Genomic DNA, 13,776 nt, shown 5'->3' on the forward strand with positions numbered 1-13,776 from the left:
GAACATTGGGTAAACCCCCGATGCCGTGGCCGGCCATCTTGGTGCGTGAGTCTGCGCAGAACAGTTGGGATGCCCGAATCGGTGATCGCCCGGTCGGATTCACCCTCGACCTCGGCGTGGTGCCTCCACAGAATGCGAATGCCTGGCGGTCTCTGCTGCTCGAAGGCGCTCCGCACAGTGACAAGTTCCCGTTGCGTCAGATCCTGCGTGGAAGGGAGTGGCATTCGACCCTGGTGCGTACCTTGACCATCAGCGATCGAGGTACGAAGGGACTCGGCGGTCCCACTCGCGCCGATGTTGCACGGGGGGATGAGCCCAGGGACTGGGTGTCGTTTGTCCTGAACGTTGGCGACCCACCTGATACGCGACGTGGAGGCGGAACGTACGGCTACGGAAAGGGAGTTCTGTACCAGATCTCTCGGGCCGGCACCGTCATCGTGCACACCCGGACGATGACCGCGAGCGGCCCGGAGAGTCGCTTCATCGGCATCTGCCTCGGCGAATCGATGGAATTGGCGGATCCGCAGGGACGGGGCCGGCCATACACTGGGCGTCACTGGTGGGGTGATGTCGGCGTCGAGCATGTGGAACCGCTTGTGGGCGTACGTGCCACCGAGGTCGCTGAGTCGTTGGGCTTGCCAGCCTTTACCGGTGACGACACCGGTACCGATGTGGTCATCGTCGAGCCGGACTTCGGTGACGAGAGTGACGAGGAAACCGCGCAGTATCTTGCCGACGCCATAGCGTGGAATCTTTGGCCGATCATGTTGGAGCGACGGGGGATGGTGCGCCTTGTCCCTCGAGTCCGGAACCGGGGGGTTGACATCGCGGTTCCGATGCCGGAGAAGACCCGTGGGCTACGAACGTTCGTTGCTGCCTACGGTCGTCTGGAGGGTGAGGACAATGCCGAGATCCTCATGTGCGGCAGTCCCAGGAAGGCTCTAGGGCGCCTGGCCCTTGAACGTCAGTTGATTCCTCCGTACGAGCCGCCCCCAGCGGCACAGGATCTCGGTATCACCACAGCACCCCACCATGTGTGTCTTATGCGCGCGCCTGAGCTTGTCGTCAAATACCACCCCGGGCCGGAGCCAGCCGGCTCGAACCTGGCATACGCCGGAGTCTTCCGTGCTTTTGACGAGATGGATCGGACGTATGCTGCAGCTGAGCCACCTACCCACGACGACTGGGTGTTCGCTCAACTCGAAGGGCGTGAACGGACTTTCGTCCGGACCACGTTCACGAGGATCAGGGAACGACTCGGTGGGTTCGCCCGCCCGGCCGAGGTTCGATCCAACAGCGTGAACGCGCCGCTCGGGGCCGTGAGCAACTTCCTGGGGCCTCTCGTAGCGGCGGCGACGGGGTCCGGTGCGGCCTCTGTTCCTGCTCTGGGAGGTTCACACGATCCCTTCGAACAAGACCGCGAATCCCAATCCGGTTCGGTCGCCAAAGGTGCTGTTGGACAAGGCGTGGCGCTGCCGGCCTCAGGACGCCCTTCGCGGAGAAGCGCATCCGTCCGGATCGAGGGGGAGCCATATTTCGAGGAGTCCGAGATCGGCCTGTTGCTGATCCAGGATGTCGTGGTGATCGGTGACGGTCCTCTCGCGGTCCACGGCTTGGTCGGAGTTACGGTGGCCGACGGCAGTCGGGAGCAGGAGCCTCCTGAGGGATCCGAGCAGCCTGTCGTCATGGGTTGGCGCTTGGGTTCGGAGGAGCAGCAGGGTGATCTGTTGAGTCTGAAAGCCGCCACGGCGGGCCAACGAATCTCACTGGTGGTGAAGCCGGTTCCGGACACCATCACGCAGTTGGACGTGGCGGTTGCCCGAGAGGGAAGGACAGCTTCTCATGGCGGGTAGAGGTACACGGGCTTGGCCGTATCGCCGGCTGACCAACGGATCGGTCAAGGCTTCTGGTTGGATGATCGATCCGGACACTCTCGGGGAGCGTGGCGTCCCGGACAGCTTGCCTGAGTGGGACTACCAGACCGATCTCAAGCTCAGACGCAGGCTGTCGATCGATGCGGCGGCTTGCCGTAGTGCCGTGGGTCTGGACACTGACACGCCTCTGGCAGTCAGCGTGCGGTGGAGCGTGATCCCGTCGCTGCTCCGTGGAGCGGCCGCCTGGGTACCGCTGATGGACAACGTCCAGGAATACGTCATCGATGTCGAGATCGCCGGGGAACGTCTGGGCGGGGTTGTCCGGGTGGAGACGATCCTGGTGCTTGCCGGAGAGGGGCCTGAACGACCGGCCGTGGCTCGGCTCGTGGGGAGCGATCTTTGGAATGACACCATCGAGATCCGGCTGCAGGGTGACGCGCCTCTGTTTCCGATGGCCCTTGTCCCCTTCTCCGCTTCCGGACTGCCTCACAAGGCTGCATGGTTCCTTGAGATTGGTGATGATCTTCATGCCACAGCAATGGGCGCGATCCAACTCCTGATCAATCAGGAGCATGCCCCGATCGTTGCGGCGCTCGGCCGAGTCAGCACACCCACTGACCTGGACCGTGTGATCCTGTCGGCTATGAGATCCGACATCACTCGGACAATGCTGGAGAGGGCGCTCGAAAACGACGCCTTCAACATGTCTGAAAAGTTCGGAAAGGAAACCCTCGGAGCTGTGCTGCAAGGCCTGATGAGGACCTACATGGCATGCCATGTAGACGACGACCTTCTAGACATCCGGCGTATTCGGGCGAACGACGCTCCACTCTTCGCTGCGACGGTCCAGGCCGCCACTGATTTTTTGGCGATCGACCGATGAGCACGCTTTACCCCCGCCTGCCCGAGAGCGCAGCCAAGGATCTCTACAAGGAGATCAGGGAGTGTGAGGTGGGAACGCGTTTCCCTGCTTCTGCGACAACGCACCTGGCGCAGTACTTCGCTCCGACCGGCGGAGGCCGCGCAACACCGGAGCGGTTGAAGGTGCTTCGCGATCTGATCGTAGATGCTGCGCGGCGACACGGGTTTCCGGACCTTCCGCTCGGGCGTTCGGTGCATAATTTCGATACCGAACTGGCTCGGTCGTTGCACGTCGAGATGGACCTCGTCCCGGCTGAGGCGGCGGCTCGACCGATCTGGGCTTTCCTGGCATTGGTCGTTATTCCGGACGTTGCCGTCTGGCGTTTCCCGCGGCCACCGGTGGATCGGGTGTCAGCCACAGACATCACAAGGCACGTGTTCGGTCGGCTCTGGTGGCGGGCCGAGTTGCTTCATGACAACAGTCGGCCTGATGATCCGTACCATCTGCTGAACGTCTTCCCGGAACGGAACTTCGACCAGATTCTCGCCCGGCGGCGGTCCATCGGCGGTTCTCCGGAACTCATCCGTGCTCTGGCCAAGGAATGGCCGACAGTGTGGAGTGGTCTGGACGAGACCGAATCTCTACGTGACGTCCTCAAGCATCTGATGCGGCGAGGTGCTTTCCAGGATCTGTTCGGGCTGCCCGAGGACCTTCTTCGTGTCGAAGTGGCTCGGACGATCATCGAGGTGCGCCGCATCCGTGAACGGCCTCGCACCGAAGCGCCGGTCACTGGTACGGGAATCGGCCGGCACACTCGTCTGTGAACGGTAGAGGTTTCCCGGTAGCGTCTACATCATGGCGGTCGACCTCCCTCCGATCCCGAGTTCAGTGTCCGTCTCCGGCAGAATGAGCAAGCAGCGGAGACGTGACACCGAGCCCGAGGTAGCTCTTCGTAGAATCTTGCATGCCCGAGGGCTGCGCTTCCGGGTCAATTTCCCCATTCCTGGAATGCCCCGTCGATCGATGGACATCGCCTTCACCAGAGCACGCGTGGCCGTATTCGTCGACGGATGTTTCTGGCATGTCTGTCCCGAACATGCAACCGCTCCCACGGCCAACTCTGATTGGTGGTCACGAAAGCTGTCCACCAATCAGGCTCGGGATGCGGCCACCAATGAGCACCTCGTCGGGATAGGTTGGCACGTCGTCCGGATCTGGGAGCACGAAGATCCGGACGACGCCGCTGACCTGGTGATGGCAGCAGTTCGGGGCGAGGGTGGATCAGGAACTCGGGGAAAGGGGGCGGAGTCGCTTGTCGAGGCTCGAGGCGAGGTGCTCGGCCAGTGCCTGTGACAGCTCCACCGGCACGGCGTTCCCGATTTGACGGGCGATCTGTACCTTTGACCCACACCATTTGAACTCGTCGCTGAAGCCTTGCAGACGTGCGGCTTCAAGATGAGTGATCGCGCGGTGTTCGGTCGGGTGAAGGTAGCGTCCCTTCTCGGGCTTGAAGAATTCCGTTCGAATGGTGACCGATGGACGCTCCCAGCGAAGGCGTCCCATCACGTCACCTGATCCGGAAGTATGCTTCACCCAGCAGGGGCTCTTGAGGTGGTCCGGAAGGTTGAACCTGTTTCCGCCTTCCGGAATCCACTTGAAGCGCTCTCGAGAGGTATCGCGGTACTCGCGCGTGATATGCAGCGCGAGGCCGCTGAAGGCGCCTGGGACATGGGCTCCGTGATGGGAGACCGTGCGACTTGGAAGGAACTGGTCAGATTCCGGGACGTAGGACGGAAGGCTTCCGATGCGATCGAAGACTGTTTGCCACGAATCCCGAGGAACCTTGCCCTCGGGGATGCCGATGGCTTCGATGTCCTTAATGGTTCCGATAGCAATGGCTCGACGTCTCATCTGCGCGGAGCCGAAATTGGCCGCGTTGACGATGTCAAACTTCAGTGCGTAATCCTCGAGCATTCCGCCCCGTTCTGTCTCCTGGGTGAGGGTGCGGAATTCGTCGCTGCGCAGGAATCGGTCGACGTTCTCGATGACGAAGACCCGAGGCCTGATCTCCGTCAACACACGGACGTACTCCCGCCAGAGCTGGTTACGGGGATCGTCCAGTTTCTTCGAACCGAGATTGGAGAAACCTTGACAAGGCGGACCGCCGACAACGACGTCGGCCTTCCGTGCGGCATCGCTGATCTCCCAGGAAGCAATGTCTCCATGGTGCACAATCCCGCTACCGAAGTTCTCGGCGTAGGTGGTTGCGGCGGCTAGGTCGATCTCGACTGCACCGACGGTGCGATACCGACCAGTCCGGTGGAAGCCATCAGTGATGCCGCCGCAGCCCGCAAAGAGGTCGACCACCTGGAACGTATGTGCCATGGTAATACCTTAGCCGGCCGATTGTGATCTCTGGATCGGCTGCGGTGACGTGTTTTGCAACCCACCGCCCATGCAGTGCTCCGAGTCCATCGACAAGGTGTGGTTCGTCACCGCTCAGGGGTCTTGGCCGGTGTTCCTCCAACTGCCGGAATTCAACGCTCGGTGGCGTCTCGTCGATCCAACGGCTGCGACTTTCACCGACACCCCAGGCACGGGCCTGTCGGCCGGGTCGTCAGCGGCGGCTCGGACCTTGGGAGCAGAGGTCTCGGCGTGCTCGCCTTTGAGCGGTGCGAGGTTCTGAGCCACACCCTCCAAGATTCTCTGGCGGATCTCCTCCATCGCGGTTTGAGGCCTGCCAGTGCTGCGTCGAAAAGGCGCCCGTGGCGGCTGAGTTGCCCTGTGCCGGTTCGGTAGCGTGAAGGCGCACGCCACTCCGCCAGCATCGAGGGGAACACGTGGAGCTCCTGCACTCCGGCAAGGTCCGGGACGTCTATGCCGATGGGGATGACCTCGTCCTGGTCGCCTCGGATCGGATCTCGATCTATGACGTCATCCTGCCGACTCCGATTCCGGACAAAGGGAAGATCCTCACCCAGCTGTCGCTCTGGTGGTTCGAGCAGCTCAGCGATGTCATCCCCAACCACGTCATCTCCGCCACCGATGTGCCGGCCGAGTTCGCTGGGCGGGCCATCCGGTGTGAGCGGCTCGAGATGGTCATGGTCGAGTGCATCGCGCGGGGCTACCTCGCCGGGTCCGGGCTCAAGGACTACGAGCGGGAGCGGATGATCTCCGGGAACGCGCTGCCCGACGGGCTCATCGAGTCGTCGAAGCTTCCGGAGCCGATCTTCACGCCCAGCACCAAGGAGCCGGTCGGTGGGGGGCATGACGCGCCGCTGACGTTCGACGAGACGGTCGATCGGGTCGGCAAGGAGCTGGCTGAGGAGCTGCGCCGGGTCACGCTCGAGGTCTACCGGCGCGGATCGGAGATCGCGGCGGCCAAGGGGATCATCATTGCGGACACCAAGATCGAGGTGGGGTACGCGAAGGGTGTCCTCAAGATCGGCGATGAGCTCCTGACGCCGGACTCGTCACGGTTCTGGGAAGCCAGTGAATGGCAGCCGGGTACGGCGCCGCGCTACCTGGACAAGCAGTTCCTTCGTGACTGGTCGACGAAGCACACCGACTGGGACCGCACCGAGCCCGGCCCGGAGATCCCGGACGAGATCGCTGAAGCAACCCGTGCCCGGTATGTCGAGGTCTACGAGCGCCTCACCGGCGACCGCTGGCGCTGAGCGGGACGATTCGGTGACCGTTGGCGCTGATCAAGACGATTCGGTCCGGCGGGCGCTGGTCAGCGTGATCCAGCGTTGCCGGCGGCGCATCAGGTACGTGCCGTAACCGCCGGCCAGGAACGCCTCGATCAGGCCGGTCCATCCGCCGTACACGATGCAGATCGGGGCGATCGTCCACAACAGAACGGCGACGATCGCCCACCATCGCGGTGGGCGGGCGGCCCGGGTGGCACGTCGAGTGAAACCCGGGTCGTCCGCTTCGATCCCGGCCACCAGACCGGCGAATGACTGCTGTTCCTCCGGCTTGAGCACGGCGGTCACCTACTTTCCGAAAGTGCGGCGACCGCGTACCCACAAGCGCGTGACGTGAAACAGCTCAAGCCCACTGGACGGTGGTCTCCGGCGACAACCGCGGCAGACGGTCCCGCCACGGGGTCTCACCGGGGTGACCGAGGTTCACCACGACCAGCGACTTGAACCGCCCGTCCGGGAAGAACTCGGCATCCACGGCAGCCTTGTCGAAGCCGGTCATCGGTCCGGCGACCAGGCCGATCGAGCGGGCCGCGAGAATGAAATAGCCGGCCTGGAGCGCGGCGCTGAACGTGCCGTTGGTCAGGCGCAGCGGCTTGTTCGCCTCGTAGACGTCCTTCAGCCCGGGGTTGTGCGGGAACACCTCGGGCACGTACTCGTGGAACGACGTGTCCAGGGCGAGCACCGCCACGACGGGCGCGCTCTGCGACTTGGCCCGGTTGCCCTCGGCCAGGAGCGGGACGAGTCGTTTCTTGCCCTCCTCCGTGCGCACGTAGAGGACCCGGAGCGGCTGAGTGTTCGCCGCGGTCGGCGGCCACTTCGCGAGGTCCCAGATCTCGGCGAGTTCCGCGTCGGAGACCGGCGTCGCCGAGAACGACGATGCGGTCCGCGCCTCGGTGAACAACAGAGCCCGCCCCTCATCGCCGAGCCGGGGCCTCAGATCCGCTTCAGAAAGAGTATCCACTTCTAAAAAGCTAGCGACTAACTGACAGAAAGCCACTGCTGGTCCGGTGAACTCGATCACCACCCCTCCGTCAACCGAGCGAGGTCAGGAGGCCGAGCCTGGGCGCGGGAGGCGGAGGGCGGCAGGCGCGGGGGTGGAGGGCGGTGAGCGCGGGGGTGGAGGGCGGCAGACGCGGGAGGGCGAGGGCGAAGCGGAAGCTCGCAGGCGAGGAAATGTGAACAGGACCGAGGCCGAGCTGAGGTGGAGCTACGGGGCGCGGCACGACGCCGGGTGGCTCGGCTGTGAAGCGCGGACAAGAGGGAGCAGGGAAGGAAGGGCCCGACTGAAGGCGGAAGGGGCGGGGCGGTGAGGGGAGGCTTCCGCCCGAAAGACGCGCTGATGGGCGGGACGGGCCCCCTGCGTCGCGCGATAGCCGCGGGACTGGGGGTTTTTGCGGGGGCGACATGGCCGTACCACCGCGGGGTGGAAGTCCGGAAGGCAGGAAACTGCCGGAGGTGAATGGGGCGCCGGACGGATCGGAAGGCGAAGACCGGCGGGTCGCCGTCAGGGGATGTGGGCGTCGGCCCAGTCGGCGATCTCGTCGAGAGCCGGCATCAAAGCGCGGCCGGCCGGTGTGAGGCCGTAGGAGACCGAGACCGGTGGGCCCTCCTCGACCGCCCGGACGATCAACCCGGCCGTCACCAGACTGGACAACCGGTTGGAGAGGACCGAATCACTGATGCCGTCGATGCTCCGGGAGAGGTCACGGAAACCGGCCGGGCCGTCGCGGAGTTTGCCGAGGACCGCGGCATTCCACCGGCGGCCCAGGAACTCGAAGGCCCTGGACAATGCGGCATCGCGGCGAACGCACGTCTCGTGCTGCTCGTCGACCGCTGTCATGGATGTAAAGCTACACGCCGCGGCGCAAGGAATCCTGTCGCGCGCAGTCGGCGCACCAGTCGTTCGTGCTCCGCAAATACCACCCGAGGGCGACGCCGGCGAAGAGGCTGAGCAGGCCGACGATGGCTGCGACGGTGACCGCGCCGGTCATCGCAGCGGCCGCCGGCGGACGAGCCTCAGGCCGCGCTGGTCGAGATCGGGGGCGCTGTCGGCGCGAAACGTCACATACGGCGCGGTGAACGTGTCGACGCCGGTGCCGCGATGGTTTCCCGGCTGGTAGGTGACGGTGACCGCCCTGGGTGAGGCCGCCTCGATGATGCCGGCCCGCCAGCCGTCCCGATACACCCACACCGGATCCGACGGGCGGTAGCTCTCGGCGGGAGCGACCTCAGCCGGATCGCGATGCACCGGAGTCACGGTGGGCGTGGACGCCGTCAGGTTCGGCATGGAAATGCCTCCAAAGGCTTGAGGCGGGCTCTTGCCGGGACGCGACGCAACATCTGAGCAGGCGAAGATTTCGGCACGCTGTGTCAGCGGTCGGATCGTGTCTGTCAGCTATCATGCTCGTCATCAAGTGCGTTCGCAAGGCCGTCTGCACGTGCATCCGCAAAGACCGGACGGCGCGGAGACTCGTTCCGGACTGGTTTCGTGGTTGACGATCTCCGTTCTAGGATGCGTAGTTACTGCGCCGGGCAGTCACAGAGCAGCAACAAGGAGTCAGGTGAGCGCGGGTTCGCAGGAGGAGGCGCCGGGTGGCGGCCCCACCGTGCTGCGCATTCTGCTCGGCTCTCAGCTTCGTAAGCTGCGGGAGTCGAAAGGGATCACCCGGGAGGCGGCCGGATATGAGATCCGGGCCTCCGGTTCCAAGATCAGCCGCATGGAGCTCGGTCGCGTCAGTTTCAAGGAACGCGACGTCGCAGACCTGTTGACCATGTATGGCGTGTCCGACTCCGCCGAGCGGGACGCTCTGATCGGTCTCGCCCGCCAGGCCAACAACCCCGGCTGGTGGCAGCACTTCGGTGACGTTCTCCCGACCTGGTTCCAGGCCTATCTGGGTCTCGAGGCGGCTGCCTCGCTGATCCGGACCTACGAGATCCAGTTCGTTCCCGGTCTCCTGCAGACACCCGACTACGCGCGGGCCGTGATCATGCTCGGCCACGCCGGTGCCAGCTCCGAGGAGATCAACCGCCGGGTTGATGTACGGCTACAGCGCCAGCAGATACTCACCCGTTCGGGTGGCCCCCAGCTGTGGGCGGTGATCGACGAGGCGGTGCTGCGGCGCCCGATCGGCGGCATCGACGTGATGCGCGCACAGATCGAGTCGCTGATCGAGGCGTCGAAGCTCCCGGGCGTCCGGCTGCAGATCATCCCGTTCCTGGCCGGCGGGCATGCCGCGGCGGGCGGGCCGTTCGCGATCCTGCGGTTCCCCGAGCCGGAGTTGCCGGACGTGGTCTATGTGGAGCAGCTGACCAGCGCCATCTATCTGGACAAGCGCGAGGACGTCGACCACTACGCGATGGCGATGGAGCGCGTCTGCATCGATGCCGAGCCGCCGAACCACACACCCGAGATCCTCGGCAAACTGCTGAACGAGGTCGGCCGCCCGGTCTGAGCCGGCGAGGTGAGTAAGGCCGGTGGAAGGACCTACGAGATCGGCCGCCCGGTCCGGAGACCGAGCGGCCGATCTTTCACATCGCCTGGGTGAGGGTGGGGATCAGGCGATCAGGTTGTCGAAGTCTCCGTCGCGGACGCCGCCGAGGAAGGCCTCGATCTCGGCGCGCGTGTAGATCAGTGCGGCACCCTCGGGATCCCGGGAGTTACGCACAGCGACGTCGCCACTGGGCAGGACGGCGGCCTCAACGCAGTTGCCGCTCGGGTTGCTGCGGCCGCTCTTCTGCCAGGTGACTCCCGACAGCTCGCCGGCAGGCATGCCGTTGACCACTTTGGTCATTCCAAGCTCCCTAGATTTGCCCCCGGATCGCCCATCGATCCGGAGTCGGTGGTGTCCGCGTGCCTAAATCAGGTCGGCGATGCAAATGCACGTGCATCTGGCCTTGCGTAGTCACGGGATTCTGAGCATGATAACGCACGTACTACTCCCTATGGGTGTCACTTAGGGTGACATCTTTGGGTGATGGGTCGGTCGCGGAGCGACAGTCTGCGGCCTCGGCGCGAGGCTCCCTGGCGGGGGCGTCCTTAGCGAGAGGTGACAAGCACATGTCGATACCAAACACCGGCCCCGAACTCCCTGAACCGGGTGACTCCGGCGCGGTCGACGGTCCGCGCTGGGGTAACTCGTTGGTCCACCGGGACGCGCCGTTCGCCGACGAGGTGTTCGCGGCGTCGACCCGAGCGACCATGGTGACGCACCGGTTCGGCGGCGTCAGGTATGCGTTGAGCCGGCCCGGCGGGACCACTGTCCGCAGGCCGCCTGCCGAGGAGGATGAGTCCGACGCGCGTGACTGAGCTCGTTCGTTGCCACCGCCAGCAGCGACCTGCCCGGCCCCCGCAGACGCGAGGGCCGCACGTCCGCGGCAACCGGCTACGGCCCAGTGGGCCGTCCTGGCCGGTCTACGAGTTCGCCGAGTCGGACTACTGCTATGGGATCGGTCCGATCCGCCTTCGCCTCGAGTGGGTCAACTGGGCCAAGCCCATCCCGCACGAGGGTGACTACTGGCTCGGCGTGCGCGGAGTCGTGATCGATCGTTACGGACGTGAGGGCGCCGTCCGGGAGATGCTCGTCCGCGCGGCACGGATCCCCGTGCCGCCGGCTTGCAAGCGGCCACGCTTGAGGGTGTTGCGGAGCAGCACACCCGTGTGAAACGCCGGGTGGGCGGCGCGGTTCCCCGTGCTGGGCCGCCCACCCGGTCTTTAAAAGCCTGCGAGATCAGGGCCCGCACACCCGGCGCGGCGAATAACGCCCGGACAGGGCGCCCGGGCGTTACGAGGTGCTCAAGGCTTACGAGCGACGCCGGCCCAGTAGTAGGCCGCCTCAGGATCGGCCACCGGCTCATCCGGCCGCCACGCCGACACCGGCGACACACCCGGCTCCAGGATCTCCCAGTCGCCGAAGAAACGCTCGACAGCCTCACGGGTCCGCGCGACGAGCGTCATGCCCGCCCCGGTCGCGGCGGCCACAGCGGCATTGACTTCGTCGGGGTTGAAGTCGGCGGTCGGGTGGGTGATCGCGAGGCAACTGCCGGAGGGCAGGGCGTCACGCAGCTCCGCGACCTTGCCCCACGGGTCGTCCTCGTCGGAGAGCAGCATGAGGATCGCGATCAGGGTGAGACCGACCGGCTGCTTCAGGTCGAGGGTGTCGCGCAGCGCCGGATCGTCAAGGATGGACGTGGGCCGGCGGATGTCGGCGGCGATGTACTCACTGCGGCCCTCGGGGCGGCTGATCATCAGCGCCCGGGCGTGCACCAGCACGATCGGATCATTGTCCACATAGACCACATGGGTCGTGGGATCCAGGCTCTGGGCGACCTCGTGCAGGTTGGGCCGCGTCGGGATGCCGGTGCCGATGTCGAGGAACTGGCGGATGCCCTCTTTCTCCACCAGGTCGCGGGCGACCCGGTGAACGAACTTCCGATTCTCCTTGGCCATGTAGCGCATGCCGGGGATGGCCTGGATCATCGCCTCGCCGACGGCCCGGTCGACGGCGAAGTTGTCCTTGCCGCCGAGCCAGTAGTCGTAGATGCGGGCGGAGTGGGGCACGTTGATGTTGACCCCGGGCGGGGCGACCTCGGTAGGTGCGGAACTGCCCTCTGCCACGACCGCCTCCAAATGCACCGCGTTACGACCCCGCCAGCCTAGCCGGAACGATCGACCGACTTAACCCCCGGAATCCGTTTTTCAGGCGGCGGAGGCATAGCCACGGGAGGTGGCGGCGACGACGCGATCACGGCCGGCGTGCTTCGCAGCGTACAGGTGACTGTCCGCAGTGGACAGAAGGGCCGGCTGGGTGGGCACCTGCACCTCGGCACTGGTGGCGACACCGATGCTGATGGTCACGGGCAGGCCCCGGGTGATCCCGTGCCAGTCGTGGTCGCGGACCGCACGCCGGATGCCGTCGAGCAGGGCGACCGCGCGGCCGGTGGTGGTGCCGGGCAGCACGATGAGGAACTCCTCGCCACCCATCCGCGCGGCGAACCCGCCGGGGCAGCCGGCGGCAACTCCCTCGGCCAGCATCGCGGCCACCCGGACCAGAACCTGGTCGCCCACGTTGTGGGAGAGCCGATCGTTGATCTGCTTGAAGTGGTCGAGGTCGACGAGGGCGATGGTCAGTGCGGGGTCGGAGTCGATCAGGGTCGGCAGGTTCTCGTCGATGTGCCGGCGGTTGTGCAGGCCGGTGAGGGGGTCACGGCGGGCCTGCTCGCGGAAGCGCTCGGCCTCCTGGCGGGCCTCGACCGTCTCGAACATCGCCTGCCGGGTCCGGGCCCGCGCTTCGCGCTGGAGCGAGTGCAGGTTCTGGTACGCCGTGAAGAACGTCTTGTGCGCGGTGAAGGCGGCCTCGAAGTCACCGCTGGCCGCGTAGAGCTCGGCCTGCTCCTGGTGCATGCGGACCAGTGCCTCGCCGAGATCACGCTCGACGCACTGCTGACGCGCCTCGTCGAGACTCGCCTGAGCCATCGCGAACTTGCCGAGGCCGCGCTGGGCCTGCGCCAGGGTCACCAGGTATTGCGCCATGTCGTTGGCGTCGTCCCACTTGCCCTCGGCGTGCCGCTCCAGGCAGAGCTCGAGGATGCCCTCGGCCTCGGCGTAACGCCCGTTGCCGATCTGGATCGAGCCGATCGTGTCGAGGTAGGCCGGCTCGAGTGGCATCTCCCACTCGTCGGCGAGCCGGAGCAGCCGGTCGGCCACCGCCTCGGCGCGCTGCTGGTTGCCCGAGCTGTACTCCGCGTAGGCGTGGTTGTTGAGCAGGCACAGCAGCGCCGGGTGCTCACTGAGCACGGCCAGCTCCTCGGCCTGCGCATATCGGATGCGAGCCGCGTCCATCGAGTCGGCCGCCCAGAACGCGTCGGCCAGCTTGGTGCGGTGCCAGATGTGCATGTGGGTGGTGCAGTCGTCGTCGAGCAGCTCGACCGCGAGCAGCGCATGCTCCAGGCCCTGCTCGGCGTCGCCGAGGTGCTGGTGGATGTAGGCCCAGAGCATGTGCATGCGGGCCATCAGGACGCGGGCGTCGTTGGCCACCGCCCACTCGTGAACCTGCCAGATCTGCTCGGTGGCCGCGCTGATGTCGCCGAGACGCATCCGCATGTTGGCCTGGCAGAGCCGTGCCCGGGCGATCAGGTGCGGATCGCCGAGCAGATGAGCCACCTCTTCCAGACCGATGGCCCGCGCCAGCTCGGCACGGGCATCCCAGGAGCGTTTGTCCTCGATGTCGAGAAGGGCAGCCGAAAGCATGTCGGCGTCGATCGGGTAATCCATCAATCGCCTCCCTCCTCCGGCGCGTGCATTTCCTCAGCGAGGCCATCGGCGCGCGAGAGC

The 13,776-nt window shown here is 65.6% G+C and carries 15 protein-coding genes and 1 pseudogene; 8 read left to right on the top strand and 8 right to left on the bottom strand.

The window, feature by feature from the left end; genetic code table 11:
• The first annotated feature begins 242 nt into the window (after window positions 1–242).
• The 4 genes from ACFO0C_RS18875 (at window position 243) to ACFO0C_RS18890 (ending at window position 4,089) form a co-directional block, all read left to right on the top strand.
• Window positions 243–1,853, top strand: coding sequence for a hypothetical protein (locus ACFO0C_RS18875; RefSeq protein WP_378067969.1), 1,611 nt, complete (start codon window positions 243–245; stop codon window positions 1,851–1,853).
• 61 nt (window positions 1,854–1,914) lie between these two features.
• On the top strand, window positions 1,915–2,757 hold the full coding sequence (locus tag ACFO0C_RS18880; RefSeq protein WP_378067970.1) for a hypothetical protein: 843 nt from the start codon (window positions 1,915–1,917) through the stop codon (window positions 2,755–2,757).
• Window positions 2,754–3,560: a DUF6339 family protein gene (locus tag ACFO0C_RS18885; protein ID WP_378067971.1), complete on the top strand. Its 807-nt coding sequence runs from the start codon at window positions 2,754–2,756 to the stop codon at window positions 3,558–3,560. Before ACFO0C_RS18880 ends, ACFO0C_RS18885 begins: the two co-directional genes overlap by 4 nt.
• Before the next feature lie 82 nt (window positions 3,561–3,642).
• On the top strand, window positions 3,643–4,089 hold the full coding sequence (locus tag ACFO0C_RS18890; protein WP_378068505.1) for a very short patch repair endonuclease: 447 nt from the start codon (window positions 3,643–3,645) through the stop codon (window positions 4,087–4,089).
• On the opposite strand, the gene ACFO0C_RS18895 is transcribed toward ACFO0C_RS18890, so the two are convergent.
• Window positions 4,018–5,121 (bottom strand): DNA cytosine methyltransferase, encoded by a 1,104-nt coding sequence (locus ACFO0C_RS18895; protein ID WP_378067972.1) that lies wholly within the window; start codon window positions 5,119–5,121, stop codon window positions 4,018–4,020. The genes ACFO0C_RS18890 and ACFO0C_RS18895 overlap by 72 nt on opposite strands.
• Before the next feature lie 452 nt (window positions 5,122–5,573).
• On the opposite strand from ACFO0C_RS18895, the pseudogene ACFO0C_RS18900 reads away from it, so the two are divergent.
• A pseudogene (locus tag ACFO0C_RS18900) lies at window positions 5,574–6,413 on the top strand (phosphoribosylaminoimidazolesuccinocarboxamide synthase); the annotation flags it as partial.
• A gap of 30 nt (window positions 6,414–6,443) precedes the next feature.
• Here ACFO0C_RS18900 and ACFO0C_RS18905 read toward each other — a convergent pair.
• The 4 genes from ACFO0C_RS18905 to ACFO0C_RS18920 all read right to left on the bottom strand — a co-directional run bounded on the left by ACFO0C_RS18905 (window position 6,444) and on the right by ACFO0C_RS18920 (window position 8,733).
• Window positions 6,444–6,734 carry a DUF3040 domain-containing protein gene (locus tag ACFO0C_RS18905; protein ID WP_378067973.1) on the bottom strand — a complete coding sequence of 97 codons (291 nt, stop codon included), beginning with the start codon at window positions 6,732–6,734 and terminating at the stop codon, window positions 6,444–6,446.
• 55 nt (window positions 6,735–6,789) lie between these two features.
• Window positions 6,790–7,407: a malonic semialdehyde reductase gene (locus tag ACFO0C_RS18910; RefSeq protein ID WP_378067974.1), complete on the bottom strand. Its 618-nt coding sequence runs from the start codon at window positions 7,405–7,407 to the stop codon at window positions 6,790–6,792.
• Between the two features lie 543 nt (window positions 7,408–7,950).
• Window positions 7,951–8,286 carry a winged helix-turn-helix transcriptional regulator gene (locus ACFO0C_RS18915; RefSeq protein WP_378067975.1) on the bottom strand — a complete coding sequence of 112 codons (336 nt, stop codon included), beginning with the start codon at window positions 8,284–8,286 and terminating at the stop codon, window positions 7,951–7,953.
• 147 nt (window positions 8,287–8,433) lie between these two features.
• A complete protein-coding gene (locus tag ACFO0C_RS18920) occupies window positions 8,434–8,733 on the bottom strand; it encodes a hypothetical protein (protein ID WP_378067976.1) in 300 nt (99 codons plus the stop codon).
• Between the two features lie 274 nt (window positions 8,734–9,007).
• Here ACFO0C_RS18920 and ACFO0C_RS18925 point away from each other — a divergent pair, with 274 nt between their 5' ends.
• A complete protein-coding gene (locus tag ACFO0C_RS18925) occupies window positions 9,008–9,898 on the top strand; it encodes a helix-turn-helix domain-containing protein (RefSeq protein ID WP_378067977.1) in 891 nt (296 codons plus the stop codon).
• 102 nt (window positions 9,899–10,000) lie between these two features.
• On the opposite strand, the gene ACFO0C_RS18930 is transcribed toward ACFO0C_RS18925, so the two are convergent.
• Entirely contained in the window at window positions 10,001–10,237 is a 237-nt protein-coding gene (locus tag ACFO0C_RS18930) for a DUF397 domain-containing protein (RefSeq protein ID WP_378067978.1), read from the bottom strand.
• 266 nt (window positions 10,238–10,503) lie between these two features.
• On the opposite strand from ACFO0C_RS18930, the gene ACFO0C_RS18935 reads away from it, so the two are divergent.
• Together ACFO0C_RS18935 and ACFO0C_RS18940 are read left to right on the top strand one after the other, a co-directional pair.
• Complete coding sequence (locus ACFO0C_RS18935) at window positions 10,504–10,752, top strand: hypothetical protein (protein ID WP_378067979.1); 249 nt, start codon at window positions 10,504–10,506, stop codon at window positions 10,750–10,752.
• Window positions 10,745–11,107, top strand: a complete 363-nt coding sequence (locus ACFO0C_RS18940; protein ID WP_378067980.1) for a hypothetical protein — start codon at window positions 10,745–10,747, stop codon at window positions 11,105–11,107. Before ACFO0C_RS18935 ends, ACFO0C_RS18940 begins: the two co-directional genes overlap by 8 nt.
• A gap of 131 nt (window positions 11,108–11,238) precedes the next feature.
• Here ACFO0C_RS18940 and ACFO0C_RS18945 read toward each other — a convergent pair whose 3' ends face one another.
• Together ACFO0C_RS18945 and ACFO0C_RS18950 are read right to left on the bottom strand one after the other, a co-directional pair.
• Complete coding sequence (locus ACFO0C_RS18945) at window positions 11,239–12,060, bottom strand: SAM-dependent methyltransferase (RefSeq protein WP_378067981.1); 822 nt, start codon at window positions 12,058–12,060, stop codon at window positions 11,239–11,241.
• Between the two features lie 81 nt (window positions 12,061–12,141).
• Window positions 12,142–13,716, bottom strand: coding sequence for a GGDEF domain-containing protein (locus tag ACFO0C_RS18950; protein WP_378067982.1), 1,575 nt, complete (start codon window positions 13,714–13,716; stop codon window positions 12,142–12,144).
• Between the last annotated feature and the right edge of the window lie 60 nt (window positions 13,717–13,776).

This window comes from Actinoplanes subglobosus, from assembly GCF_042650585.1.
GTDB classification, from domain to species: Bacteria; Actinomycetota; Actinomycetes; order Mycobacteriales; family Micromonosporaceae; genus Actinoplanes; species Actinoplanes subglobosus.

Coding starts and splice junctions, on each gene's coding strand:
- ACFO0C_RS18880 (WP_378067970.1), top strand. CDS start 1,915: ATGATCGATCCGGACACTCTCGGGGAGCGTGGCGTCCCGGACAGCTTG.
- ACFO0C_RS18885 (WP_378067971.1), top strand. CDS start 2,754: ATGAGCACGCTTTACCCCCGCCTGCCCGAGAGCGCAGCCAAGGATCTC.
- ACFO0C_RS18890 (WP_378068505.1), top strand. CDS start 3,643: ATGAGCAAGCAGCGGAGACGTGACACCGAGCCCGAGGTAGCTCTTCGT.
- ACFO0C_RS18895 (WP_378067972.1), bottom strand. CDS start 5,121: ATGGCACATACGTTCCAGGTGGTCGACCTCTTTGCGGGCTGCGGCGGC.
- ACFO0C_RS18915 (WP_378067975.1), bottom strand. CDS start 8,286: ATGACAGCGGTCGACGAGCAGCACGAGACGTGCGTTCGCCGCGATGCC.
- ACFO0C_RS18920 (WP_378067976.1), bottom strand. CDS start 8,733: ATGCCGAACCTGACGGCGTCCACGCCCACCGTGACTCCGGTGCATCGC.
- ACFO0C_RS18930 (WP_378067978.1), bottom strand. CDS start 10,237: ATGACCAAAGTGGTCAACGGCATGCCTGCCGGCGAGCTGTCGGGAGTC.
- ACFO0C_RS18935 (WP_378067979.1), top strand. CDS start 10,504: ATGTCGATACCAAACACCGGCCCCGAACTCCCTGAACCGGGTGACTCC.
- ACFO0C_RS18950 (WP_378067982.1), bottom strand. CDS start 13,716: ATGGATTACCCGATCGACGCCGACATGCTTTCGGCTGCCCTTCTCGAC.